Here is a 24,406-nt window from a genome sequence, read left to right as displayed (position 1 = left end):
ACCCGAAAAGCGATCGGGGCGTCATGATTTCGCCCCAATCGTGTTCTAGTCTGCGCTTTATCAACCAAAGAGGTCGGAGATGCAGACGATCAACACGAGCTATCGGAGCCTTTCGTTCCTGTTCGATTTGAACTGGGACCGTCTTTTGTTTGCGGGCGCGCTTGTCGGCTCGCTTTGGCTTGGTTCTGTTGTGGGCAGTCTGTGACACAATATCTAGGCATTTGAACGCCTAAGAGCCCTTCAATCTTTTGACAACTCGGCGCGTTCGGGATACTCCCTTGGTCATACTGGGATGTCTGATTGGGCTGGGACTATGATCGCTCGAAATTCTGTGCGTGGGCCGCGCATTTCTGCTTTGTTGAAAACCACTTTTCTTGTTTCAACACTTGCACTTGCTACCGTAACTTCGAGCGCTGCCATTGCTCAGAATGTTTCCGGAATTACCGTAAAGGGGAACCAGCGGATCGAAACCGCAACGATTCTGAGCTATCTCTCCTCGGCGCAGGGCGGTTCTGCCTCGGACATCAACGCAGCGGTTCAGGCGCTTCGGGCCACCGGCCTTTTCGAAACCGTGGACGCGACAGTGAGCGGTTCGAGCCTTGTCGTTACGGTGCAGGAATATCCGACGATCAACCTCATCAACTTCGAGGGCAACGACAAACTAAGTGATGCAGACCTTTCGGCTGTGATCCAATCGACGTCGCGCCGTGTCTATAACCCCGCGACCGTAGAAAGCGATGTGGCCACACTTGCCGATTTCTATGCGACCAAGGGGCGGATCAACGCCACCATCACGCCGAAGATCATCCGCAGAAGCGATAACCGCGTCGATCTCGTCTACGAGGTTTTCGAAGGCGGCGTAACCGAGATCGAGAGCATCGGCTTTGTCGGCAACCGCACGTTCAGTGACCGCCGTCTGCGCAGCGTTCTATCGACCAAGCAGGCCGGTCTTTTGCGAGTGCTCATCACTCGTGACACCTATGATCCGGCGCGTGTCGATTTCGACAAACAGGTCCTGACCGACTTCTACACTTCTCGTGGTTTCGTGGACTTCCGCGTCGAGAACGTCGATATCGAGCTGACCCGCGAGCGCGATGCCTATCTGGTGACGTTCAACGTCGAGGAAGGCCAGCGTTATCGCCTTGGAAACATCAATATCGTCAGCGAAATCAATGGCGTGGACGTCGAGCTTTTCCGCCGCGAGATCAAGGTGGACGAGGGCGATTACTATTCACCCGTCGCCATCGAGAACGATATCGCCCGCATGGAAAGCCTTGCTTTGCGTCAGGGCGTCGACTTCCTGCGTGTCGATCCGCAGATCACCCGCAATGATGCGGGCCAGATCCTTGACGTGACCTATGTGCTGGTCCGTGGCGAGCGTATTTTTGTCGAGCGCATCGACATCGAAGGCAACAACACCACGCTTGACCGCGTTGTGCGCGACCAGTTCCGCGTCGTTGAGGGTGACCCCTTTAACCCGCGCACGATCCGCGAAAGCGCTGAACGCATCCGCGCGCTCGGCTATTTCTCGAATGCCGATGTGAATGCCCGCCAAGGGTCGGGAGCCGATCAGGTCGTCATCGACGTGAACGTCGAAGAAATGCCGACGGGTTCCTTCTCATTCGGTGCGAACTATAACACCGACACAGGCACCAGCCTTGTTGCGACCTTCAAGGAACAGAACTTCCTTGGGCGCGGCCAGCAGATTTTCCTGAATATGAACCTCGGCAAGACGAACCGCCAGTTCACCTTCGATTTCACCGAACCCTATCTTCTTGGGCGTGATCTCTCGGCAAGCCTTGGCCTGTCTTATGTGACGACCAACAACGAAGGCGCGAAATACGACACCAAGACGTTCCGCTTCTCGCCGTCGATCGGTTTTCCGTTGACCGAGCAGGCCCGCGTTTCGACCTTCTACTCGCTGGAATACAGCGCAATGCAGGACGTCGATGCGGCAGCAAGCACATTCATCAAGGCCGATGCGGCCAAGGGCGGTATCTGGGCGAACTCGGTCGGCTATACGCTCAGCTGGGACAACCGCCGCAAGGGGGTCGAACCCGATGTCGTGCTCGTGGCGCGCGGCGGTCAGGAATTCGGCTTCGGCAAGTCGACCTATGTCAAGAACACCGTCCTTGCAGGGGCCGAGACCAATGTTCTGAGCGACCAGCTCACTGTGCGCAGCACCTTTGAAGGCGGCTATGCCAAATATTTCAAAGGCAGCAGCCGTGTGATCGACCGCTTTACGCTCGGCTCGGATGTCATGCGCGGCTTCCAGCTTGGCGGTATCGGTCCGCGTGACAATGCGACCGATGACGCCTTGGGCGGCAATGCCTATGCCGTTGTGCGTCTCGAAGCCGAGTTCCCGCTCGGACTTCCCGAAGAATACGGCATCACGGGCGGTGCCTTTGTGGATTACGGCTCGCTTTGGGATACGGGCTTTGATTGCACCGGCACGACCGTTGATTATTGCGGCTTCACTCCGCGCAGCGTTGCAGGTTTGTCGGTTTTCTGGACCACGCCGCTCGGCCCGCTGCGGTTCAACTTCACCAAACCTCTCAAAGTGCAGACGGGCGACAACACCCGTTCGTTCGATCTGACCATCTCGACAAGCTTCTGAGGCGTCTATGACCCTGAGACCGTTATTCGTGACCTTGGCGCTCCTCTTTGCAGGAGCGGGCCATGCGCAGACGACGGTTTCGGGGGATGTTTCTGCGGCCCAATCCAGTGTGCTGACCGTCGATGTCGAAGCGCTCTTTGGCGGCTCGCTTTTCAGCGCGACCTTTGATGCGCAATACCAGCAAAAGGCCGAGGCGCTGCTTGCCGAGAACCTCAAGATCGAAACCGCGCTGACCGAAGAGGAAAAATCGCTGACAGCACGGCGTCCCACTATGACGCCCGAAGCGTTTCGCGCCGAGGCAGAGGCCTTTTCGACCAAAGTGGACGCCATTCGTGCCGCTCAGGACACCAAAGAGGCAGAGCTTCGTGCCAGCGTGTCCGAAGCGGAACAGCGCTTTATCGAAGCGGTGAGCCCGATCCTCGGGCAGATGATGGCCGAACGCGGCGCTGTGGTCATCCTCGACAGGCGGACTGTTTTCCTGACCCGTTCGGTTGCCGATATCACGCAAGAAGCCATCGAGCGCATCAATGCCGAGCTTGGCGATGGTGCTGCCTTGCTCGACCCTGCGCAATAGTCACAACGCTTGCCCAGAGTGCACTGGCTTGCTAGGGATTTGGCAAGCAAACGCTTTGCATTGGCAAAGACCAAGAAAGGACCCCCGATGAGCGAGCCCGTCACCACCGCAGATATCATGCTGATCCAAAAGATCCTGCCACATCGCTATCCGTTCCTTTTGGTGGATCGTGTGGTCGACATCAACGGGACGACTTCGGCGACAGGTATCAAGAACGTCACGATGAACGAGCCGCATTTTCAGGGGCACTTTCCCGGAAATCCCATCATGCCGGGTGTGACAATTGTCGAGGCGATGGCTCAGACGGCCGCTGTCATGGTCGGAGCGACCATGGGGCTGACCGATAACAATCTGCTGGTCTATTTCATGGCGATCGACGGTTGCAAATTCCGCCGCAAAGTCGTCCCCGGTGACGTTCTCAAAATGAACGTGGAGACCACGCGCGGCAAGCCCGGCGCAAAGGTCTGGAAGTTCAAAGGTGTCGCAACCGTAGACGGCGAAATGGCAGCAGAAGCCGAATTCACCGCTATGATGGACCTGCCTGCGTAATGAGCGCCAGCATACATCCTTCTGCGATCATCGAAGAGGGCGCTGTGATCGGCGCGGGCTGCGAGATCGGCCCGTTCTGCGTCATAGGCCCCGAGGTCGTTCTTGGGCAGAATGTCGTTCTCAAGTCCCATGTGGTGATCACCGGCAATACGCATATTGGTGACGACTCGGTCGTGTTCTCTTTCTCGGTGATTGGAGAGATCCCGCAGGATCTCAAGTTCGGCGGCGAAAAGACCTCGCTCCGGATCGGCGCAAGAAACCGCATTCGCGAGCATGTGACGATCAACACGGGCACCGCGGGTGGCGGCGGCGTGACTAGAATCGGGGACGATTGTCTCTTGATGGCGGGTTGCCATATCGCCCATGATGCCCATCTCGGGAACCGCGTTATTATCGTGAACAGCACGGCGATTGCGGGCCATTGCATCATCGAAGACGACGTCATCGTCGGCGGTCTGTGCGGCGTGCATCAATTCGTCAGGATCGGGCGGGGTGCAATCATCGGCGCCTTGACGATGGTGACCAATGACGTGATCCCCCACGCGCTTGTGCAGGCCCCGCGCGGCAAGCTCGACGGTCTTAACCTTGTCGGGCTCAAGCGGCGCGGCGTGGACCGCTCGGATATTACCGCGCTTCGGGCTGCGTTCCAGATGCTCAAGGACGGTGAAGGCACCTTCCTTGAACGGGCCGAGCGGCTCAAGCATGAAAGCGAAAGCACCTATGTTCAGGAGATGGTCGAGTTCATTCTCGGGCATTCCGACCGAAGCTTTCTCACACCGAGCTGACGCCTATGCTTGCTCTCATCGCAGGCCGAGGACGATTGCCGCGTATTCTCTTTGACCGCTCGGGCGGCAAAGATGTCGTGGTCGCTGCCTTGGAAGGGTGCGAACCCGATGGACTTGATGTCGGGCTATCGTTTCGGATCGAGCGGCTTGGGAGCTTTCTCAAGGAACTCGGCAAACTCGGCGTGACGGATGTGTGTTTCGCGGGCGGAATCGACCGTCCGCAGCTCAATCCGACCAAGATCGACGCCGCGACTTTGCCCTTGGTGCCGCGCATGCTCAAAGCCTTGGGGCAGGGCGATGATGCCGCCCTTCGGATCGTGCTCGCCACCTTCGAGGAAAAGGGATTCCGTATCCGCGCGGCGCACGAGCTCGCGCCTGATCTGATCCCGCCTCTCGGGGTTCTGGGCCGTCACAAGAGGCCCAAGCACAGCACTGAGGACATCGACAAGGCCCGAGAGATCGCCGCGCTTCTCGGCTCTGCCGATATCGGGCAAGCCTGTATTGTGCGGCGCCGTCAGGCGCTCGCTCTCGAGGCGATGCCAGGGACGGCACATATGCTCGCTAGCGTGGTCGGCCTTGGAACGGGCGGTATTCTGTTCAAAGCGCCGAAGCCATCGCAGGACCGCCGCATCGACCTTCCTGCCGTCGGTCCCGATACCTTGGAGCAAGCGGCGCGCGCAGGGCTCGAAGGGGTCGTTCTTGCAGAAGGCGGCGTCATGATCATCGACCGCGCCGCAACGATCGAGGCGGCGGATCGGCTCGGGCTCTTTCTTGAAGTGGTGCCGTCATGAAGGCCTTTGTGATTGCGGGCGAGCCTTCGGGTGACAAGCTTGGCGGCGCCTTGATGGAAGGTCTAAGACTCCGCGTGCCCGACATAACCTTCGAAGGCGTTGGTGGGGCCGAGATGTCGAGCCACGGTTTGACCAGTTTTTTTCCGATGGACGAATTGTCGATCATGGGCATTGCCGAGGTGCTTCCGAAGTATTTCCATCTCAAGCGCCGCATTCGTCAGACAGCCGAGGCCGTGCTCGCCTCTCGGCCGGACGTGCTGATCACCATCGACAGCCCAGATTTTTGTTTGCGGGTCGCCAAATTGGTGAAAATCATGCGACCCGATTTGCGCTGCGTGCATTATGTGGCGCCCACGGTCTGGGCCTGGAGACCGGGCCGCGCGGACAAAATGGCCAAGGTGATCGACCACGTTCTTGCGCTCTTTCCGTTCGAGCCGCCCTTTATGCAGGCGGCCGGAATGGATTGCGATTTCGTCGGACACCCCGTTGCAACCGAAGAGATCGCAACCCAAGACGAGGCCGACGCCTTTCGCGCTCGGATCGGGGGAACGGGACCTTTGCTTCTAGCACTCCCCGGATCGCGTCGGGGCGAAGTCACCCGACTTGCCGAAAGGTTCGGCGAAACCGTTGGGATTGTGGCCAAACAGCACCCTGATCTCAAGGTGGTGCTGCCCTGTGCCGCGCCTGTTGCGCCGCTGGTGCGCGAACTCACAACGAACTGGCCCGTGACGCCGATGCTGATCGATCCCATCACCGACCCCGACGCACGAGAGACCAAGAAAGCCGCCTTCCGCGCGGCCGATGTCGCGCTTGCCGCCAGCGGCACGGTGAGCCTTGAACTGGCGGCCTCAGGCACGCCGATGGTCATTGCCTATGACATGAACAAGGTGACGCGGTTCATGGTCAAACGCTTGTTGCGCGTCGACACGGTGACGCTCGTCAATCTTGTTGCCGAGAACCGAACCGTGCCGGAATTCCTTGGTGAAAATTGCATTCCCGAGGGGATTGCCGCCGCGCTGGAAAAGGTTCTGCTTGCGCCCGAAGCCCAACGCGATGCGATGCAGCTGACGATGGAGCGGCTGGGGGCAGGCGGTCCGCCACCGGGACAACGGGCGGCTGATGCGATTTTGGCTCGGCTGTGATCTGAAACGCCCGCTCTGGCTCGATCTGCATTTCGGGCATCACGCTCATCAATCGCCTAAAATTTGCGCAACGCATTGCATCGCCCGTTTTCATGGGTGCGGCCACTCTTGTCATAGGGCGACGTCGGAGGCACTCCTTCGGTGAAACGCCGATTCAGCTACAAGGTGGTAGCGGGCAATCGGCCAATGCGGCAACGGCGCTGCGATCCTCAAAAACACAAGCTGGATCATCCAGCGAAGTTGGAGCGCACACATGTCCAAACAACGCCTCGTCATCATCGGAAATGGAATGGCCCCAGGCCGTATGCTCGAAAACCTCTTCGGGTTGACCGATGCATATGACGTCACGATTTTCAACGCCGAGCCGCGCGTGAACTATGACCGCATCATGCTTTCACCTGTTCTGTCAGGGGAAAAGTCATATGCTGACATCATCATCCATGACGAAGCTTGGTATTCCGCCCACGGGATTACCCTCTACAAAGGGGAAAAGGTCGTCTCGATCGACCGCGATGCCCGCACGGTGACGTCGGACAGGGGCGCAAGTGCCGCCTATGACAAGCTGGTGATCGCGACGGGGTCCTCCCCCTTTATCATTCCCGTGCCGGGCAAAGATCTTGATGGTGTTCTGGCCTATCGTGATCTTGATGATACCGAAGCCATGGTGGCTGCCGCGCAAAAGGGCGGCCGCGCGGTGGTGATCGGCGGCGGTCTTCTGGGCCTCGAAGCCGCAGCGGGACTTCGGCTTCGGGGGATGGAGGTGACGGTTATCCATCTTATGCCGACCCTGATGGAGCGTCAGCTCGACACTGCTGCAGGGTTTCTTCTGCGGCGCGAGCTTGAGAGCCGCGGCATCGAAGTCATTTGTGAGGCGAATACCAAGCAAATCCTCGGCAAAGAGCGCGTCGAAGGGGTCGAGCTTGCCGATGGGCGGATCATCGACGCTTCGCTTGTGGTTATGGCGGTGGGCATTCGTCCGAATGTGCAACTGGCCAAGGACGCTGGGCTAGAGGTCAATCGCGGGATTGTGACGGATGCGATTATGCGCACCTCTGATCCCGATATCTTTGCGCTTGGCGAATGCGCCGAAGTCGGCGGGATGGTCTATGGCCTCGTGGCACCGCTCTACCGCATGGCCAAAGCGGTGGCAGAGGAACTCGCGGGACAGGCAAGCACGGGCTTTATCCACGCCGAGACACCGACCAAGCTCAAGGTCACGGGCGTCAACCTCTATTCGGTCGGGGATTTCGCAGAAGGACCTGACCGCGAGGATATCGTTCTGCGCGATGCAGTGCGTGGCACCTATAAGCGGATAATTCTAAAGGATAACAAAGTGATCGGCGCTGTTCTTTATGGCGATGTCGCCGATGGCGCATGGTATAATGAACTCCTTAAATCGGGCGAAAGCATCGCCGAGCGCCGTGACACCCTGATCTTTGGCCAAGCCTATCAGGGCGGCGGCGCGACCGATCCATTTGCAGCGGTTGCGGAACTTGGGGATGATGCCGAGATTTGCGGCTGCAACGGGATCAGCAAGGGGATGATCGTCGCCGCGATCAAGGACAAGGGACTTTCTTCGCTTGCCGATGTGCGCGCGCATACCAAGGCTTCGGCCTCTTGCGGGACATGCACGGGGCTGGTCGAAACCCTTATGGGGCTCACTCTGGGGGATAGCTTTGTCGTGCCCGAGGCCCAAGGCATGTGTCCCTGCACGACCCATAGCCACGCCCATGTGCGCCGCTTGATCAAGGCCAAAGAACTCAAATCCATTCCCGAGGTCATGCAGGAGCTGGAATGGTCCACGCCAGAGGGCTGCGCCAAGTGCCGTCCCGCGCTGAACTATTACCTCGTTGCGGATTGGCCAGGGGAATACCAAGACGACCAGCAATCGCGTTTTATCAACGAGCGGGTTCATGCCAACATTCAAAAGGACGGAACTTATTCTGTGGTGCCGCGCATGTTCGGCGGTCTCACCACACCTGACGAGCTTCGCGCAATTGCGGATGTGGCTGACAAGTTCAACATCCCGACGGTCAAAGTGACGGGCGGTCAGCGGATCGATTTGCTCGGGGTCAAGAAAGAGGACCTGATCCCCGTTTGGGCCGATTTGAACAAGGCGGGGATGATCTCGGGCGCAGCCTATGCCAAGGGGCTTCGGACGGTAAAAACCTGTGTCGGAACCGAATGGTGCCGCTTCGGAACGCAGGATTCGACAGGTCTCGGGGTAAAGCTTGAGAAGTTCCTCTGGGGGTCATGGTCCCCTGCAAAGCTCAAGCTTGCCGTCACGGGTTGCCCGCGTAACTGCGCCGAGGCGACTTGCAAGGACATCGGGGTGATCTGTGTCGATAGCGGGTTCGAGGTCGTCTATGGCGGGGCCGCGGGGCTTCATATCCAAGGCACCACGCCTTTGGGCAAGGTGGCGACCGAAGAGGAATGCATCGAAGTGATCGGTGCGCTAACGCAGATGTATCGCGAACAGGGCTTCTATCTTGAGCGGATCTATAAATGGGCCGACCGTGTGGGCTATGACCACATCAGAGAGGTGATCATGACCGACCTTGAAGCGCGCAGAGCCTATTACGACCGCTTTGTCTATTCCCAGCAATTTGCTCAGGTCGACCCATGGGCCGAATTCGTCGAGGGCAAAGACGCTCATGAATTCGCGCCGCTCGCAAACATCCAACTGGAGGCCGCAGAATGAACGCCATCGCCAAGACATGGATCGCGATCGGGTCGATCAACGACATTCCCCGCCAAGGCGCGCGCTGTGTCAAGAACGGGGAAATGACGATTGCGGTCTTTCGCACCTCGGATGATCGGGTCTTTGCGCTCGAAGACCGCTGCCCGCATAAAAACGGGCCTTTGAGCCAAGGCATCGTGCATGATGGTTGCGTGACCTGTCCGCTCCATAACTGGGTGATCTCGCTGGAAACAGGTGAGGCCCAAGGCGCGGACAGCGGTCAAACGAAAAGCTTCCCCGTCAAGATCGAAGGAACGAGTGTCCTGATCGGGCTTTGATCAACAATCGGGCGGCAAAAGCCCGAGACCACGCAAATAGACCCCGATCCCCGTCTCGAGAAGATCCTCGGGCGGGAAGGGGCTCTTGGTGCCCGGAGAGCCACGCGCAAAGAGTTCGACGACGCCGTGGCTCATCGCCCAGATATGGGCCGAAAACATCTGGGGCGGTGGTCGCTTCTCGGGCGGGATATGCTGGCTCAGATCCGAGGCTGCCATTTCCATGACGCCGAGGGCACGGCGGGCAACCGTGTTCAGCTCGGGCGTCCGCTGGATCGAGATACCGCTTTCGAACATCGCCACATAATGCCCAGGAAAGCGCCGCGCAAAGGCAAGATAGGCGCGTCCCGTTGCCTCGAAACTGGCGAGCGCCGAGGGTTGCCCCTTGGCATAGGCATGTTCCATGAGATCGGCGAAAATCTCGTAACCCTGACGCGCAGCTTCGGCAATAAGATCCTCGCGGCCTTCGAAATGGCGATACACGGCGGCAGGCGTGACGCCCGCCTCGCGCGCTGCCTCGGAAAGGGTGAAGCCCGTCGGGCCCTTTTCCTCAATCAGCTTGAGACAGGCCCCGACCAATGCTTCTCGCAGGTTGCCGTGATGATAGCCGCGCTTAACCATGCCAGAGATTGGGACCTCCTGCGATCTGGGGGTCGACCTGACCAAGTGCGGCGGTGTCTTTCCTGTCATAGGGGATTTGCGAGAGAACGGAGCGGATCGCATTGAGCCGCGCGCGCCGCTTATCGTCCGAGCGAATGACGGTCCAAGGGGCATGCGCCGTATGGGTCAACGCAAGGGTTTCCTGAATGGCGACGGTATAGGCATCCCATTTCTTGAGACCTTCGACGTCGATCCAGCTGAGTTTCCATTGCTTGAGCGGGTCGCTCTCGCGGTCGAGGAACCGTTGAAGCTGTGTTGCTCGTCCGACATTGAGCCAGACTTTGAACAGACGGATGCCTTCGTCGACCAGCATCTTTTCGAAGGGCACGACCTGATCGAACCATTTTGTACGCTGCTCGTCGGTGCAAAAGCCGAAGACTTTTTCGACAACGCCGCGGTTATACCAGCTTCTGTCGAAGAACACGATTTCGCCAGAAGTCGGAAGTTCGTCGATATAGCGCTGGAAATACCATTGGCCCGCTTCGGTTTCCGAAGGTTTGGAAAGAGCGACCGTGCGCGCACCGCGTGGATTGAGGTTTTCGCGAAACCTTTCGATGGTGCCTCCTTTGCCCGCAGCGTCGCGCCCCTCGAAGACGACGACGATCCGTTCGCCTTGCTCTTTGGCCCAATGCTGCAAACGGACAAGCTCGATTTGGAGAGCGGCCATTTCGGGGTCGTAGACAGAACGCTTCATGCGCTCGGCATAAGGGAAATCATCGTCGTGAATATCGTTCTTGCCAGCACTGGCAATGGCGGCACGGATGTCTTCGGGCGCCTCGTTCTTGTGAAACGCCGAAATTGCGCCATCGAATGGTAAATCCATGTGCTGCTCCTAAAATATTATGAATCTAATATGGGATGGATCGGAGCCTAGCGCAATCCGGCGGCGCGTGCCGTGCGGTCGATTGCCTGAATAATACTCTGCGGATGGGTGTGGTGGATCATATGGCTACCGCCTTCGATCTCGGTCAGCCGGATATGCGGGAGCCGCTCGGCCAGCGGACGAGAATGGATCTGGATCGGCACGGTATCATCTGCGGTACCGTGGATGATCTCGATCGGAAGCCCGGCAAGACGATCATAGTCTTTGGACATCTCGACGATATGGGGACGCAGCGAGTTCACCTGACGGGCATTGGCGCGGAAGGTATCGGTCCGCAGTGTGAGAGGTGCCCCCACGGCATCGGCATACCCTTGAGGAGGCGTTTCCGGCTCGAAAAGCCCGTTGATTGCGGACTTGACCACGCTTTGCGGCGTCAACGCGCTGATCAAAGGCACGACAAGTGCCCCGCCGAGTGCCGATCCGTTGATCTGATAGAGCGGACCAAGAGTCCCTGGCCAAGGCAGTGCAACCCCCGCAACATCGACAAGTCCGGCAATGTTTTCGGGATGATAGGTCGCCCAGGCCAGAGCAACCGCACCGCCGTAAGAATGCCCCAATACGATCGGTCGATCCGCGCCCAACATCTTTGCGGCTTTGACGAGAACCTCGGCCTGTTCTTGCGGGCTCTCTGCTTTGCTGGTGAAGGCGGCCTCATAGGCAGGATCGGTGCGCCCACTGTAGCCAAGCCCCGGACGGTCGAACAGAATGACCCGATACCGATCCTTCAACAAGGGAAGAAGCGTAAACGCCATGTCCCGCGTGCTTCCCGACGCGCCGTGGATCAGCACAAGATCGGGGCCGTTGCCTTCGACCCGTGCATGGATGCGCACACCGTCGACATCGAGGATCTGGCCCGTGGGCGGGAATTCGCGCTCTGCCTCCTTGGCACGTTGACCCGCACCGCAAGAAGCGAGAAAGGCCAACGACAAAGTCGCGACAGCGATATAAATCAGGGGTTTAAGCGTTTCCAATGTCATCAAGGCTATATGGTGTTGTCTGGTAAATTTCATTTATCCAGTTACCATATAGAAGGTGCGCGTGACTTCTCCAGCGGTTTAGCGGCGCTTTCGTCGGGTCATTGTCGGGATAATAGTTTTCGGGCACGTTGATCGGCTTGCCTGCCGCAACGTCACGATCGTATTCTTCCTTGAGTGTCCCGCTGTCATATTCGAAGTGGTTGAAGATATAGATCGCGCGGTTCGCGGCATCCTCGACAAGGGCAGGGCCAGTTTCCTTGCTGTTGAGCAGAATTTTAAGACCGTCGACAGCTTCGATCTCTTCGCGCCGCATTTCGGTCCAACGGCTGACGGGCATCACCAGATCATCGGAAAACCCGCGCAAAAGCGGCGAGGCGGGCGCGCAGTTGCTGTGACGCACACAGCCAAAGGCCTTGTGGTCGAGAATATGCTTTTGGACCCCATGAAGATGGTAAATCATCGCCATACCGCCCCAGCAGACGCCGAATGTGGAATGGACATGGGTTTTGCACCAGTCGAAAACCTCGGTCAGCTCGGTCCAATAGGTCACTTCGTCAAAGGGCAGATGTTCGATCGGCGCCCCCGTGATGATCAGCCCGTCGAACTTTTCGCCCGAGGCTTTCACTTCGTTGAAGGGGCGATAGAACTCGGCCATATGCTCGGCGGCGGTGTTCTTGGTCTCGTGCTCGCTCATGCGGATCAAGGAAAACTCGATCTGGAGCGGGGTCGCACCGACCAGACGCGCGAACTGGTTCTCGGTCTGGATTTTTTTCGGCATCAGGTTCAACAGCCCGATGCGAAGTGTGCGGATGTCCTGACGCGAGGCACGATCATCCGACATGACCATCACACCTTCGCGCGAAAGCACGTCAAAGGCAGGAAGGTTTTCGGGAAGTTTGATCGGCATTGGTTCAGTCCACTTATGATGCGAGAGCGGTTAACTAGTGCGTTTAGGCCTTGGCCTCAAGGGTGCGGGCAATAAGGTCTTCGAAGTCCTGAGCGGTTTTGACGGCATAGACCTCTTCGGCCTTGACCGTGATCCCCCATTGCTCGGCCATTTTGGCATAGCGCGGCTGACGGTGATCAAGCGCCTGACGATAGGTCCAGCGGATGAAGTCGTCGGGATTAACTTCATTCGGTTCTATATTGTTTTTGCTCAGATATTCACTCCAAGCCCGATCAAGGAACTCGGGCTGGTAAGACATCGGTTTCGGGGCCTTGTCAAAACGCCGCACCAGCTCGTCGATATGGGCCTCCGACCCTTCGATCCAGACGATGAGACAGTCTTTGGCCAGCGCCGTCATCACGTCGTCGTCGGGATTGTCGGGATCGACCCATTCGCAAATCGAGCCGCCCGTATCGCAGATGAAATGCGGATACCCATAGAGCTCTTTGGCACGGCGGATGAAATGCCCCGTGTCGAGAAGCGCTTCAATCTCGGCCTTGCGGAACTGGGACTGACGGCGGCGGAATTCCTCGATTTCGATCCCCCCCAAGTCGGGGTTGCCGGGTTTGCCGAGATAGGTCGATACGGGAGAGAGGTTCTCGAAGGTGATATTCGAGCCGATGTAGATCGAGTCCGACAACAACAGCTCACGCAGGAACGGAACCTTCATCGCCTCGCGCTTGGCGTTATCGGCGATATACTCGCCCATGTAGCGCGTGCCGATGCGGTAATCGACGGAATAGTGGAACCAATCGCCCTGATCGCGCAGGATGTTGGACAGATGCGTTTTGCCCAGTCCGGACATGCCGAACAAGAGAACGTGCTTTTCAGTTTCGGCGCGCCAGTCCGCCGCTGATTGGTATTTCATGTCAAAGCCGATACAAGAGCCAAGTGTTACCGAGGCTTTTTGCGCGTCCCGAGCCGCCCGTCAATGATCAAGAGACCCAAGGCCAGCAAAGCAAAGCCCAAAAAGGCATTTGCCGCCAAAGTTTCCCCATAGACCACAGCCCCGAGCACGATAGCCACAGGCGCCACAAGAAGCGTCACGAGGCTCAGATTACCCGCACCCGCAAGGTTGAGGACCACGTAGTAGAGCATATAGGCAAAGGCCGAGGAAATGACCGCGAGATAGGCCAGAGCCCCGAAGGTTGCAGCGTGATAGGCGAACGTCGGAACACCTTCGAGCCAGATCGCCATCGGCACCATAAAGAGCGCAGCGCTGGTCAGCATCCCCGCAGCCGACACTTCGGGGCGAATACCCTTGAGATACACGCGGCCGATTGCAGCCGAGATCGCATAGGAGAGTGACGAGCCCATCAAGGCAAGCTGCGAGACGGAGCGCAGATCGAGCTTGGTCAGGTTCTCGATCCCGATGGCGGTAATTACTCCTGCAAATCCCAAGGTGACGCCCACGGCTTTGTGCTTGGTTAGACGTTCGTCGCTAAAGATCAAGGCCACCAGCAAAACCGTAAAAATCGCGGTCGAAGCATTGAGAATGGCGGCAAGACCCGAGGCGATGTGCTGTTGCCCCCAGACGATCAGCGTGAAGGGCACCGCATTATTAAGGAGCCCCAGCACCAGAAACGTGCCAATGGAGCGCGGCGTCAGAGGCACGCGCAATCCGCGCAGGATGACATAGGCCCAGAGTACCACCGATGCGCCCGCAACCCGAAAGGCAACGGTGGTAAAGACTCCCACTTCTTCGAGCGCGATACGATTGGCAAGGAATGACCCGCCCCACATAAAGGCCAGAAGAAACAAAAGAGCCCAAGCGAGGGGCGGAATGGTGCGCTGAACGATCATGGGCCGACTAAGAATTGATTATCGGGGGGACTTCAATCCGTTCCTTGCGCATTGCAAAAAATAAACCCGCCCAAATGAATGGGCGGGCTTGGACTTTTGGGCTTTCTTAGAACGACGACGAGAACTTGATCCCGAAACCGATCGCGCTGTTGCCTGTGAACGACGCGTTGTTGGCGGTGGTCGCATCCCCGAGCTTCACGTATTTCGCACCGAGCGTGATCTTGCTCGTATCGGTGGCGGCATAGGTCGCACCGAGACCGAAGCTGAAGAAGCCGTCCGTCGGTCCAAGATCAGAGACCTTGCCGCCTTCGGCCTTTTCGTAGCCGAACGTTACAGCGCCCGACCATTTGTCGTTGATACGGCGACCGACACCCGCTTCATAGGTGATCGCGTTCTGGGCATAGCTCAACAAAGCCGCGCCTGCGTTCCCAGCGGCAAACCCTGCGGGCTTGAGCGAGAAGTTCTTCCAATCCACCCAGCGGATCGAGCCGAAGACCAAGGTATCCGCCGCAACACCCGTCTGGAAGTCGAGGTTGACCGACTTGGGCGTGTTGACCGTCGTCGTGGTGTTCAGCACGTTGTTTTCGGTCGTCGCGATGTCATGCTTGATCGAGCTGTTGTAGGTCAGCGCCACACGCAATGCGATTTCGGGCTTTTCATACATGGCGCCAACGAGATAACCCGTGCCGCTCGACGAGGCAAAACTGGCCGAATAGCCTTTTGCGGGGATCGCAACGCTACCGCTTAGCGTCTGCTGGCGGGCACCTGCAAAGACCGCCATGTTGTTGCCGAGGTCATAACGGGCGATGGCGGTGATGGCGCTCGTATCGACTGTGCCGGTCGTGCCGCGCAGCGGATAGGTCGTGGTGGCAGGATAGGACAGGTTCGCGCCATAGGGCTGGTCGAACACAAGACCGAGCGACAGTTTGTCGTTCACTTGGGTTTTCAGACCGAAGCCCACTTGGGAATAGGATGCGCTCACATTGCCGCTGTCCTGACCGCCCAACGTGCCTGTCACGGTCGGGCTAACCGAACCGAAAGACAACTCGATCGCGTTGCCGCTTTCATACATGATGTCGATACCTTGACCCGAGCGGTCAAGTCCCGCGGCGAGTGCGCCGCTGCTCAAAAGCGCAAGCGCTGCCGAGGTCGTCAGAATTCTTTTCATTATATCCTCCCTGAGCCGTTTCCTCTGCGGCTTCTGGGGCAAGAGTAGTGACCCGTTCAAATTTGCGTCAATTGATGACGCAACGTCGCGCGACCTGATGTGACTTTACGTCAACCCTAGGTGCGGACCTTGGTGGAAGAGGAAATATTAAGCCAATTGGCCGCAAAAATGAGGGCCGCACCGACAAACACCCATATGTCCAGCGCCTCTCCATAAAGGAACATAGCGACCACGGCGATGATGGGTAGGCGCGTGAAGTCGATCGGAATCACGATTGTGGCAGGCGCAATCGAAAGCGCCGTCGTCAAACAGAAATGAGCCAAAAGCCCCGCGCATCCGATCAAAACGAGCCAAGGAAGACCGTTTAGCGTGGGTAGTGCGAAATCGAGATCATACCCCGCACAGACCGCACCGAAAATCGCCTGAAGCGTGGTGAGATAGAAGAGGATGCGCAAGATCGGCTCTGTGCGGGTGAGCTTGCGGGTAAAGATCGCTGAAAAGGCAAAGGCAATAGCCGCAAGCGCTGCCGCGAGAACACCGAGATTGAGCGTCTCGGGCGTGGGCCGCGCCACGATTAGAACGCCGACAAAGCCGAGAGCGGCGCAAAGAACACCGATCTTGCGGAAGGGCTCGCCCAGAAACAGCGGCGAAAGGATCATCACCCAGATGGGCGCCGTGAATTCGAGAGAGAACACCTGCGCCAAGGGAATGACGGTGATCGCATAGAACCAGAGGTTCTGCCCTGTGAAATGGGCCACATTGCGAATGGTATGAAGGCCCAGTCGGTCGGTCTTCATATCGCCCATTTTGCCGCGCACCAGTGCAATGGATACGATGATCAGGATACCTGTCAGGCTGCGGTAGAACATGATTTCGAAGGTGTCGAAATCGAGCGCTGCGGCGCGGCCCGCAATCGCCATCAAGGTAAACGAGGTGATGGCACCCGACATCCACAACACTGCGCGCAGCACATCCGACATTTTCCGCTCCCTCGTCTTTGGCGCAAGAGGGAGCCTAAATCGTGTCGCTGTCAAGCAAAACGCCCGCAAGGTCGACCTGCGGGCGTTCTAGTAATTCTATTCGAGTTCGATGGTTCCCGGCGGCTTCGAGGTCACATCATAGAAGACGCGGTTCACGCCTTTGACCTCGTTGATGATGCGGGTCATCGTTTCGCCGAGGAATTCATGGGTGAACGGATAGGTATCCGCCGTCATCCCGTCGACCGACGTTACCGCGCGGAGCGAGACCGCATAGTCATAGGTCCGACCGTCGCCCATCACGCCCACGGTGCGCATCGGGAGGATCGCGGCAAAGGCCTGCCAGATTTCATCATAAAGGCCATGCTTGCGGATCTGGTCGATGTAGACAGCGTCCGCCTTTTTGAGGATCTCGAGCTTTTCGCGGGTGATCTCGCCGGGACAGCGGATCGCAAGACCCGGACCGGGGAAAGGGTGGCGACCGATAAAGCTGTCGGGAAGACCAAGCTCGCGGCCCAGCGCGCGCACTTCGTCCTTGAACAGTTCGCGCAGCGGCTCGACCAGTTTGAGGCCCATCTTTTCAGGGAGACCGCCCACATTGTGGTGCGACTTGATCGTCACCGAAGGACCGCCCGTAAAGGAAACCGACTCGATCACATCAGGATAGAGCGTGCCTTGGGCAAGGAATTCTGCGCCTTCGATTCCGTCGGCGTATTTCTGAAACACGTCGATGAAAAGCTTGCCGATCGTCTTGCGCTTGACCTCGGGGTCCGAAACGCCTTCGAGCGCACCGAGGAAAAGCTCGGTTTCGTCGGCGTGGATCAGATTGAGGTTATAGTTGTCGCGGAACATCGCGACGACCTGTTCGGCCTCGTTCAGACGCAGCAAACCGTGATCCACGAAAACGCAAGTGAGCTGATCACCAATCGCCTCGTGCAGAAGGATGCCCGTCACCGAAGAGTCGACACCGCCCGAGAGCGCGCAGATCACCTGTTTGTCGCCGACCTGTTCGCGGATACGCGCAATCGCTTCTTCGCGATAAGAGGACATGGTCCAATCGCCGGTAAAACCGCACATCTTGATAAAGTTTTCGAGCATCTTCGCGCCGTTCGGCGTGTGATGCACTTCAGGGTGGAACTGGACAGCGTAGAAACGGCGCTCTTCATCGGCCACCATCGCCAGTGGCGCGTTCGGCGAAACGCCGATGGCCTCGAACCCGGGCGCGAGCTTGGTGACGCGGTCGCCATGGCTCATCCAAACCTGTTCGCGGCCCGCCTCGAACAGCCCCTTGAAGATACCGTCGCCCTTGTGGCCTTCGGCAGGCGTCACATAGGCGCGACCATATTCGGCGTGATGGCCTGCTTCGACCTTGCCGCCGAGCTGTTCCATCATGACCTGCTGGCCATAGCAAATACCAAAGATCGGAAGGCCCATCTCGAAAAGGGCCTGCGGCGCGCGAGGAGAACCTTCGCGCGTCACGCTGTCAGGGCCGCCCGAAAGGATCACGCCCAAAGGCGCCATCTCGCGGATGACGTCTTCGGTGACGGTCTGGTAGGGGCGGATTTCGCAATAGACTTTGAGTTCCCGAAGACGGCGCGCAATCAGCTGCGTCACCTGAGAGCCGAAGTCGATGATAAGGAGGCGTTCATGCTGGGTCATGTGCGGGGAATAGGGCGGGCAAGCTCGACTCGCAAGGCCGTAGTGGCGTCGAAATGGAGCCCAAGGTCGGTTTTTGCACCGCTCCGGAGCCAAATGTCGCTTTTTGCGCAGACCCGCCGTAATTTCATCATCGTGTTTTTGGTGCTGGCGGTATCGAATGACCAAACACTCATCGGAGGATTCCTTATGTCGGATGTCGCAGAAGCCCGTCGTGGCGGTCGCAGAGGTGGCGGTGGTGCCGCACGCCGCGCAGAACGCACGGCAGTCAGCATCGAGACCGCAAAGTATATCGAGCGTAACATTCCCAACTTCGAAATTCTCAACGAAGAGGCGCTCCAGATCATCGAAGCCAACGCCGAGACGATCCTTGCGGAAGTCGGTGTGAACTTTGTCGAAAACCCCAAGGCTCTCGAACTTTGGCGTCAGGCCGGCGCGGATGTCGACGGCGAGCGCGTGCGCATTCCCCGCGGACTTGCGCGCGAGCTGTGCAAGACCGCTCCGTCGCAGTTCACCCAGCATGCCCGCAACCCCGAGCGCAACGTCGTCATCGGCGGCAAGAACCTTGTGCTTGCGCCCGTCTACGGTCCGCCCTTCGTACGTGACATGAACGGTGGCCGTCGTTACGCGACCATCGCCGATTTCCAGAAGTTCGTGAAACTGGCCTATATGTCCAAGTGGCTCCACCACTCGGGCGGCACCGTGTGCGAACCGACCGACGTGCCTGTGAACAAGCGTCACCTCGACATGCTGCTGGCGCATATGACGCTCTCGGACAAACCCTTTATGGGTTCTGTGACCGAACCGAGCCGCGCACAGGATTCGGTGGATATGTGCGGCGTTCTTTTCGGTGAGGACTTTGTCCAGAACAACACCGTGATGACCTCGCTCATCAACATCAACTCGCCGCTTACTTTCGACAGCATCATGATGGGCGCGCTCGAAGTCTTTGCCGCCAACAATCAGGCTGCGATCATTTCGCCCTTTATCGTGGGCGGCGCGATGGCTCCGGTGTCGGTTGCCGGCACTCTGACGCAGGTTCTGGCCGAAGTTCTTGCGGGCGTGGCCTACAGCCAGCTCATCCGCAAAGGTGCGCCGGTGATCTTCGGGGCCTTTGTGACCTCGATCGACATGAACTCTGGCGCTCCGACCTTCGGCACGCCCGAAGCTGCGCATATCACCTATGGTGCGGGTCAGCTTGCCCGCCGTCTGAACCTGCCGTTCCGTTCCTCGGGCAGCTTCTGTGGTTCCAAGCTTCCTGACGCTCAGGCCGCATACGAGACCGCAAACTCGCTCAACATGGGCCTGATGTCGGGTGTCAACTTCATGCTTCACGCATGCGGCTGGCTCGAAGGCGGTCTTGTGGCCGACTTTGAAAAGTTCGTCATGGACGCAGACCAGCTCGGCACGCTCCACCACCTTGCCCGCGGCATCGACATGAGCCCCAACGGTCAGGCAATGGACGCCATCCGTGAAGTCGGTCCCGGTGGTCACTTCCTCGGCTGTGCCCACACCCAAGCGAACTTCAAGGACTCGTTCTGGCGCTCGAACCTTTTCGATTACAAGCCCTTCGAGACATGGGACGAAGAGGGTGCACGCGACACCCGCACGCTCGCAAGCCTGCGTGTCGAAAAGCTTCTCAATGACTATCAAAAGCCCGAAATCGATCCCGCGATCGAAGCCGCGCTCCACGAGTTCGTTGCCAAGAAAAAGGCCTCGATGCCCGATAGCTTCATGTAAGCCGCTCTTGGGTGGATGCCGCGCGGTAAAGTGCGGCTTCCCCCACGATGGCGATCCATGTTTCGACGTGGGCCGCCACATCATATACCGCCGCTCGGCCCACCCGAGCCGCGTTTTGGTCCGCTTCGATCTCCATCAGGCGTATCAGAGCCTCTCCCGAACGGGGGAGGCTTTCTGTATTCAGGATCTTCTTGAGCAAACGTTCGCGCCGATAGTGCGCGGCCCCCGCGTGCGCAGCATGTGCAAGTAGTGCAGGGCGCTTCAATTGGCCGACCATACCCATGATATTTAACATCTTTTTAACTCCTTCGTTGGGGCGAGAGGAGAAGCGTTGCATAGGTTTGGCGGGTGTTGCGCAAACGGGCCGAACAGCGTTCGGCGCGGTTATCAAACATTATCCAAATCGAACAATTCTGGTCCTGCCTCGGGTGCATTAACCCTTGGGTAACAAGTGCAACCCTAGGTTGCAATTTGGTTAATGGAGAAGGGGCTGCGGTCCTCACGCCGCGTCACCTTGCAGGAATGGGAGATGTGCGATGGAACAGCACGGAATTGTCGGAGATTATCCAGCTTGGGTTCCCGACGCGGCGCGGCATTATTTGGCGCATACGGAAAAGGGAACCTCCATTCGCGCCTTGGCGCGTGCAGCCGACTGCCATGCCTCGACCATTTTGCGGCAAGTTCGGCGGTTCGAGGGGCGGCGCGACGATCCGCTTGTCGACGATGCTCTCAAAGCGCTTGCCGTGCGCCACGCCGCCAAAACACGAAAGTCACGAGAGGAACAGAGCATCATGTCCCAGCCCGAACCGACCGCACGTGCCGCAAATGAAATCGACGCCGAAGCGCTTCGGGTGCTGCGCCGTCTTTGCGAAGGGGGAGCCGTGCTTGCCGTGGCGCGGGAAATGGAGATGGCCGTGGTCGTGCGCGATGGACAGGACGGCACCACGACCCGGACCGCTGTTGCGCCCCGAGAGGTGGCACAGGCGATGGCGCTGCGCGACTGGATCGCCTGTGCCGATCCTTCGGCGCGGATCATGCGCTATCACATCACCACGACGGGCCGCACCGCGCTCAAACAGCTGATCGCCGACGCCGAGAACCGCGCCTTGGGGATCGCCTTTGCGCCATCTCGGCTGTTGGGCGACGAGGATCAGGCACGGGCGCGCTATGGATTGGGGGAAAGCCCGCTCACGGGACTTGCGCGCCGCCGTGACCGTGACGGTCGACCGTTTCTAAGCCGTGATCTTGTCGCGGCGGGCGAGCGCTTGCGCGAGGATTTCGAACTGGCTTCTATGGAGGGGGCAGGAGCCGTCGATTGGTCCAAATGGATCGGGAGCTCGCCGCACGTCCTTGTGCCGAATTCAGGACCGCAAGAGCGTGTCATCGCAGCCTTGTCCGATCTCGGACCGGGGCTTGGGGATGTGGTGCTTCGGTGCTGCTGTTTTCTCGAAGGTCTCGAAACAGCGGAAAAGAGCATGGGCTGGGCTGCGCGCTCGGGCAAGATCGTGTTGCGGATCGCTCTTCAGCGGCTAAAGCGACACTATATGGAACAGGGGCAATTCGCGCCCAAGATCGGCTGATGCGCGGGGTCATACTCTTCCCGATGCATAGCTGCCATTCGTTGTCATTTCGGAAAAAGGCGCTTAATGATCGTGCAACTGTATCGACGGAGGAGGCCGTCTTATGCGTGATCTCAAGATTCCAAGCCAGCGCCACCCCGAAAAGGCGCATCGCCCCGACAACGCCCAGCCCAAAAAGCCGGAGTGGATTCGCGTAAAGGCCCCGACCTCTGCGGGATATAAAGAGACGCGCGACATCATGCGCGAGCATAAATTGACGACCGTCTGCGAAGAGGCGGGCTGTCCCAACGTCGGCGAATGCTGGAGCCAAGGTCACGCCACCATGATGATCATGGGCGAGGTTTGCACCCGCGGGTGCACCTTTTGCAATATCGCAACTGGCAAACCGCCCGAAGCGCTCGACGTCTTTGAACCGGGGCGCGTGGCCGATGCGGTCAAGAAGCTCGGTCTCAAGCATGTTGTGATCACCTCGGTCGATCGCGACGACGTCGAGGACGGTGGCGCCGAGCATTTCGCGCAAACGATCCGTGCGGTGCGGCATCGCTCTCCCGAGACGACGATCGAGATCCTCACGCCCGATTTTCTCCATGCCGACCCCGATGTCCTCCGCGTGGTCGTCGATGCCAAACCGGATGTGTTCAACCACAATCTCGAAACGGTGCCCGGTCTTTATCCCGAAGTGCGACCCGGTGCGCGTTATTTCCATTCGCTGCGCTTGCTCCAGCGCGTGAAAGAACTTGATCCGACGATCTTCACTAAATCGGGGATTATGGTCGGACTAGGCGAAAACCGCCAGTCGGTCATGCAGGTCATGGATGACATGCGCGCAGCCGACATCGATTTCCTGACCATAGGTCAGTATCTCCAGCCTACGCCAAAGCACCACGTCGTGGACCGTTTCGTCACACCCGAGGAATTCGCGGGCTATGAAAAAGCGGCGTACGGCAAGGGATTCTTGATGGTGTCGGCCACGCCTCTGACGCGCTCGTCCTATCACGCCGGTGACGATTTTGCCCGTCTGCGCGATGCGCGGCTCAAGAAACTCGGACGATAAAAAATTCTGTCACCTCACTGGGTGACAGGAGGCACCGCTTTGAGATAGGCGGCGATCGCATTGCGGTCGCTTTGCGGAAGTTTGGCCATGTTGCGCACAACATGCACCATTTCCCCGCCTGCGGTGTCAAAGCTCGGAGTGAACCCGCTTTCAAGATAGATCGCGATATCCTCGGCCGACCAATCCAGTTTACCGCTTGTGATGTTGGGAATTGTGCCATCCCCCGACGGGTTCGCCGCGCCGCCCAGCCAGGCAGAGGTTTTGCTCCCCCCAAGGATATTGCGCGGCGTGTGGCATTCGCCGCAATGTGCCAGACCTTCGACCAATTCGCGGCCACGGATTTCTTGCGCGTCAAGCTCTGTCTCAACGATCCAGTCTTCGTTGAGGAAGAGCAGTTTCCACCCGCCCAGCGAGCGCCTGATATTGAACGGAAAGCCGACCTCGTGGTCGAGGCTGGGCGTTGTAACGGCGGGAAGCGTGCGAAGATAGGCCGCAAGATCGACGATATCGGCCACATCAGCGCGGATATAGGACGAGTAAGGGAACGCAGGATAATAATGCGCCCCTTCGGGCGACACGCCGCGCATCACGGCGTTCACGATCTCGAGGTCGGACCAGTTGCCGATCCCGTGGACAGGATCGCTCGAGATATTCGGCGCGATAAAGGTGCCGAACTGGGTTTCGAACCGACGACCACCGCCGAGATGGGAGGCGGTTTGATCGTCGGCCTCGGGTGCGGCGTGACAAGACGCGCACCCGCCCGCGGCAAACACGAGGGCGCCGCGTTCGGGGTCACCGATTAACCCGTCGAGAGAAGAGGCGGGCAGGGGATCAGGCTCGGTGAGCACCCATGCAGTGCCAAGCCCGACCAGAGCAAGTGCCCCGAGGGACGTGAGGAGTTTGCCCATTGCCCGCCGCCCCTTTACTTGGGTTTACGGTAGGTTTCGTGGCACGACCCACAGCTTCCGCCCAGAGCGCCCATGGCCCCCTGAACAGCCTCGAGGCCCTGACCAGCCGCCGATTGCATTCCGGTCGCAGCAACGGCAAAGGCTTCGGCTTTTGCGGTGAAATCGTCAAAGTTGGTCCAGATCGCAGGAAGGGCTCGCGAGGTTGCAATGCTGTCGCTGTCCGATCCTTCGGGGAACTTCGCCATATCTGCGATCATGGCGTTCTCGACAAGCGCATCAGCCGCTGCCTGTGCAGCCGCTGCGTCATAGTCCATTTTGCCCTGTGCCATGCCGCCCAAAACGCCCATGTTCTGGCCGAGAAGCTTCATGTGGGTTTGACGCGCGGCAACGGCGTCTTCGGGAGACATCGCTGCGTGGCTTTCGGCAAATACCGCGCCTGACGCGGCAAGAAGAGCGGTCGAGATCGCTAGGGTCTTGAAAAATTTGGTCACCGGGAACCTCCAGAGGTTGAATCGCACTATGGCCAAAATCTAGCTGTGTGGTAAAGGTTAGCCATTCTGTAAATGTGATCATGGGGTGCA

Annotated in this window: 24 protein-coding genes; 12 read left to right on the top strand and 12 right to left on the bottom strand. The window is 58.7% G+C overall.

The annotated features are described in order from the left end of the window. Positions 1-79: 79 nt before the first annotated feature. The 9 genes from QQG91_RS06885 to nirD all read left to right on the top strand — a co-directional run bounded on the left by QQG91_RS06885 (position 80) and on the right by nirD (position 9,476). Positions 80-205, top strand: coding sequence for a hypothetical protein (locus QQG91_RS06885; protein WP_285772227.1), 126 nt, complete (start codon positions 80-82; stop codon positions 203-205). Positions 206-313: 108 nt separating this feature from the next. Then, positions 314-2,617 (top strand): outer membrane protein assembly factor BamA, encoded by a 2,304-nt coding sequence (bamA, locus tag QQG91_RS06880; RefSeq protein WP_285772226.1) that lies wholly within the window; start codon positions 314-316, stop codon positions 2,615-2,617. A gap of 7 nt (positions 2,618-2,624) precedes the next feature. Then, the gene (locus QQG91_RS06875; RefSeq protein ID WP_285772225.1) at positions 2,625-3,191 is read left to right on the top strand and encodes an OmpH/Skp family outer membrane protein; all 567 of its coding nucleotides are present in this window, start codon (positions 2,625-2,627) and stop codon (positions 3,189-3,191) included. Between the two features lie 87 nt (positions 3,192-3,278). Beyond that, the gene (gene fabZ, locus QQG91_RS06870) at positions 3,279-3,740 is read left to right on the top strand and encodes a 3-hydroxyacyl-ACP dehydratase FabZ (protein WP_285772224.1); all 462 of its coding nucleotides are present in this window, start codon (positions 3,279-3,281) and stop codon (positions 3,738-3,740) included. After that, the gene (lpxA, locus tag QQG91_RS06865) at positions 3,740-4,525 is read left to right on the top strand and encodes an acyl-ACP--UDP-N-acetylglucosamine O-acyltransferase (RefSeq protein WP_285772223.1); all 786 of its coding nucleotides are present in this window, start codon (positions 3,740-3,742) and stop codon (positions 4,523-4,525) included. The genes fabZ and lpxA overlap by 1 nt, the downstream gene beginning before the upstream one ends. A 5-nt stretch (positions 4,526-4,530) precedes the next feature. Then, the gene (locus QQG91_RS06860) at positions 4,531-5,316 is read left to right on the top strand and encodes an LpxI family protein (protein WP_285772222.1); all 786 of its coding nucleotides are present in this window, start codon (positions 4,531-4,533) and stop codon (positions 5,314-5,316) included. Next, positions 5,313-6,458, top strand: coding sequence for a lipid-A-disaccharide synthase (lpxB, locus tag QQG91_RS06855; RefSeq protein WP_285772221.1), 1,146 nt, complete (start codon positions 5,313-5,315; stop codon positions 6,456-6,458). Before QQG91_RS06860 ends, lpxB begins: the two co-directional genes overlap by 4 nt. Positions 6,459-6,711: 253 nt before the next feature. After that, positions 6,712-9,159: a nitrite reductase large subunit NirB gene (nirB, locus tag QQG91_RS06850; RefSeq protein ID WP_285772220.1), complete on the top strand. Its 2,448-nt coding sequence runs from the start codon at positions 6,712-6,714 to the stop codon at positions 9,157-9,159. Then, positions 9,156-9,476, top strand: coding sequence for a nitrite reductase small subunit NirD (gene nirD, locus QQG91_RS06845; protein ID WP_285772219.1), 321 nt, complete (start codon positions 9,156-9,158; stop codon positions 9,474-9,476). The genes nirB and nirD overlap by 4 nt, the downstream gene beginning before the upstream one ends. On the opposite strand, the gene QQG91_RS06840 is transcribed toward nirD, so the two are convergent. The 9 genes from QQG91_RS06840 to guaA all read right to left on the bottom strand — a co-directional run bounded on the left by QQG91_RS06840 (position 9,477) and on the right by guaA (position 18,546). After that, complete coding sequence (locus QQG91_RS06840; protein WP_285772218.1) at positions 9,477-10,094, bottom strand: TetR/AcrR family transcriptional regulator; 618 nt, start codon at positions 10,092-10,094, stop codon at positions 9,477-9,479. It lies immediately after the preceding gene. After that, entirely contained in the window at positions 10,087-10,956 is an 870-nt protein-coding gene (gene ppk2 / locus QQG91_RS06835) for a polyphosphate kinase 2 (protein WP_285772217.1), read from the bottom strand. Before ppk2 ends, QQG91_RS06840 begins: the two co-directional genes overlap by 8 nt. Positions 10,957-11,003: 47 nt before the next feature. Continuing rightward, positions 11,004-11,993: an alpha/beta fold hydrolase gene (locus tag QQG91_RS06830; protein WP_285772216.1), complete on the bottom strand. Its 990-nt coding sequence runs from the start codon at positions 11,991-11,993 to the stop codon at positions 11,004-11,006. Then, positions 11,974-12,900 carry a homoserine O-acetyltransferase MetA gene (gene metA / locus QQG91_RS06825; protein ID WP_285772215.1) on the bottom strand — a complete coding sequence of 309 codons (927 nt, stop codon included), beginning with the start codon at positions 12,898-12,900 and terminating at the stop codon, positions 11,974-11,976. Before metA ends, QQG91_RS06830 begins: the two co-directional genes overlap by 20 nt. Before the next feature lie 43 nt (positions 12,901-12,943). Continuing rightward, complete coding sequence (locus QQG91_RS06820) at positions 12,944-13,807, bottom strand: ATPase (RefSeq protein WP_285772214.1); 864 nt, start codon at positions 13,805-13,807, stop codon at positions 12,944-12,946. A gap of 26 nt (positions 13,808-13,833) precedes the next feature. Continuing rightward, entirely contained in the window at positions 13,834-14,742 is a 909-nt protein-coding gene (locus tag QQG91_RS06815) for a DMT family transporter (protein ID WP_285772213.1), read from the bottom strand. A 106-nt stretch (positions 14,743-14,848) separates the two neighbouring features. Next, positions 14,849-15,910, bottom strand: a complete 1,062-nt coding sequence (locus tag QQG91_RS06810; protein ID WP_285772212.1) for an outer membrane protein transport protein — start codon at positions 15,908-15,910, stop codon at positions 14,849-14,851. 116 nt (positions 15,911-16,026) lie between these two features. Continuing rightward, positions 16,027-16,890, bottom strand: coding sequence for a DMT family transporter (locus QQG91_RS06805; RefSeq protein WP_285772211.1), 864 nt, complete (start codon positions 16,888-16,890; stop codon positions 16,027-16,029). 96 nt (positions 16,891-16,986) lie between these two features. Further along, positions 16,987-18,546 carry a glutamine-hydrolyzing GMP synthase gene (gene guaA, locus QQG91_RS06800; RefSeq protein ID WP_285772210.1) on the bottom strand — a complete coding sequence of 520 codons (1,560 nt, stop codon included), beginning with the start codon at positions 18,544-18,546 and terminating at the stop codon, positions 16,987-16,989. Between the two features lie 186 nt (positions 18,547-18,732). Here guaA and QQG91_RS06795 point away from each other — a divergent pair, with 186 nt between their 5' ends. After that, the gene (locus QQG91_RS06795; protein ID WP_285772328.1) at positions 18,733-20,283 is read left to right on the top strand and encodes a trimethylamine methyltransferase family protein; all 1,551 of its coding nucleotides are present in this window, start codon (positions 18,733-18,735) and stop codon (positions 20,281-20,283) included. Here the strand turns inward: QQG91_RS06795 and QQG91_RS06790 are convergent. Then, positions 20,276-20,578, bottom strand: a complete 303-nt coding sequence (locus QQG91_RS06790) for a DUF6477 family protein (RefSeq protein ID WP_285772209.1) — start codon at positions 20,576-20,578, stop codon at positions 20,276-20,278. The two genes, QQG91_RS06795 and QQG91_RS06790, sit on opposite strands and share 8 nt — an antisense overlap. A 241-nt stretch (positions 20,579-20,819) precedes the next feature. Here QQG91_RS06790 and QQG91_RS06785 point away from each other — a divergent pair, with 241 nt between their 5' ends. Together QQG91_RS06785 and lipA are read left to right on the top strand one after the other, a co-directional pair. Continuing rightward, positions 20,820-21,863 carry a DUF6456 domain-containing protein gene (locus tag QQG91_RS06785; protein WP_285772208.1) on the top strand — a complete coding sequence of 348 codons (1,044 nt, stop codon included), beginning with the start codon at positions 20,820-20,822 and terminating at the stop codon, positions 21,861-21,863. 103 nt (positions 21,864-21,966) lie between these two features. Next, positions 21,967-22,917 (top strand): lipoyl synthase, encoded by a 951-nt coding sequence (gene lipA / locus QQG91_RS06780; protein ID WP_285772207.1) that lies wholly within the window; start codon positions 21,967-21,969, stop codon positions 22,915-22,917. Positions 22,918-22,931: 14 nt separating this feature from the next. On the opposite strand, the gene QQG91_RS06775 is transcribed toward lipA, so the two are convergent. Further along, positions 22,932-23,825: a cytochrome c gene (locus tag QQG91_RS06775; protein ID WP_285772206.1), complete on the bottom strand. Its 894-nt coding sequence runs from the start codon at positions 23,823-23,825 to the stop codon at positions 22,932-22,934. Between the two features lie 14 nt (positions 23,826-23,839). Beyond that, positions 23,840-24,316, bottom strand: a complete 477-nt coding sequence (locus tag QQG91_RS06770; protein WP_285772205.1) for a c-type cytochrome — start codon at positions 24,314-24,316, stop codon at positions 23,840-23,842. Positions 24,317-24,406 lie beyond the last annotated feature (90 nt).

Source organism: Marivivens sp. LCG002 (assembly GCF_030264275.1).
GTDB lineage: Bacteria > Pseudomonadota > Alphaproteobacteria > Rhodobacterales > Rhodobacteraceae > Marivivens.
This window is presented reverse-complemented; position numbering and strand designations above follow the sequence as displayed.

Coding starts and splice junctions, on each gene's coding strand:
- ppk2 (WP_285772217.1), bottom strand. CDS start 10,956: ATGGATTTACCATTCGATGGCGCAATTTCGGCGTTTCACAAGAACGAG.
- lpxB (WP_285772221.1), top strand. CDS start 5,313: ATGAAGGCCTTTGTGATTGCGGGCGAGCCTTCGGGTGACAAGCTTGGC.
- QQG91_RS06785 (WP_285772208.1), top strand. CDS start 20,820: ATGGAACAGCACGGAATTGTCGGAGATTATCCAGCTTGGGTTCCCGAC.
- QQG91_RS06840 (WP_285772218.1), bottom strand. CDS start 10,094: ATGGTTAAGCGCGGCTATCATCACGGCAACCTGCGAGAAGCATTGGTC.
- lipA (WP_285772207.1), top strand. CDS start 21,967: ATGCGTGATCTCAAGATTCCAAGCCAGCGCCACCCCGAAAAGGCGCAT.
- guaA (WP_285772210.1), bottom strand. CDS start 18,546: ATGACCCAGCATGAACGCCTCCTTATCATCGACTTCGGCTCTCAGGTG.
- nirD (WP_285772219.1), top strand. CDS start 9,156: ATGAACGCCATCGCCAAGACATGGATCGCGATCGGGTCGATCAACGAC.
- QQG91_RS06875 (WP_285772225.1), top strand. CDS start 2,625: ATGACCCTGAGACCGTTATTCGTGACCTTGGCGCTCCTCTTTGCAGGA.
- QQG91_RS06810 (WP_285772212.1), bottom strand. CDS start 15,910: ATGAAAAGAATTCTGACGACCTCGGCAGCGCTTGCGCTTTTGAGCAGC.
- QQG91_RS06815 (WP_285772213.1), bottom strand. CDS start 14,742: ATGATCGTTCAGCGCACCATTCCGCCCCTCGCTTGGGCTCTTTTGTTT.
- QQG91_RS06795 (WP_285772328.1), top strand. CDS start 18,733: ATGTCGGATGTCGCAGAAGCCCGTCGTGGCGGTCGCAGAGGTGGCGGT.
- bamA (WP_285772226.1), top strand. CDS start 314: ATGATCGCTCGAAATTCTGTGCGTGGGCCGCGCATTTCTGCTTTGTTG.
- QQG91_RS06805 (WP_285772211.1), bottom strand. CDS start 16,890: ATGTCGGATGTGCTGCGCGCAGTGTTGTGGATGTCGGGTGCCATCACC.
- QQG91_RS06820 (WP_285772214.1), bottom strand. CDS start 13,807: ATGAAATACCAATCAGCGGCGGACTGGCGCGCCGAAACTGAAAAGCAC.
- lpxA (WP_285772223.1), top strand. CDS start 3,740: ATGAGCGCCAGCATACATCCTTCTGCGATCATCGAAGAGGGCGCTGTG.
- QQG91_RS06860 (WP_285772222.1), top strand. CDS start 4,531: ATGCTTGCTCTCATCGCAGGCCGAGGACGATTGCCGCGTATTCTCTTT.
- QQG91_RS06775 (WP_285772206.1), bottom strand. CDS start 23,825: ATGGGCAAACTCCTCACGTCCCTCGGGGCACTTGCTCTGGTCGGGCTT.
- metA (WP_285772215.1), bottom strand. CDS start 12,900: ATGCCGATCAAACTTCCCGAAAACCTTCCTGCCTTTGACGTGCTTTCG.
- QQG91_RS06830 (WP_285772216.1), bottom strand. CDS start 11,993: ATGACATTGGAAACGCTTAAACCCCTGATTTATATCGCTGTCGCGACT.
- fabZ (WP_285772224.1), top strand. CDS start 3,279: ATGAGCGAGCCCGTCACCACCGCAGATATCATGCTGATCCAAAAGATC.
- QQG91_RS06790 (WP_285772209.1), bottom strand. CDS start 20,578: ATGTTAAATATCATGGGTATGGTCGGCCAATTGAAGCGCCCTGCACTA.
- QQG91_RS06885 (WP_285772227.1), top strand. CDS start 80: ATGCAGACGATCAACACGAGCTATCGGAGCCTTTCGTTCCTGTTCGAT.
- nirB (WP_285772220.1), top strand. CDS start 6,712: ATGTCCAAACAACGCCTCGTCATCATCGGAAATGGAATGGCCCCAGGC.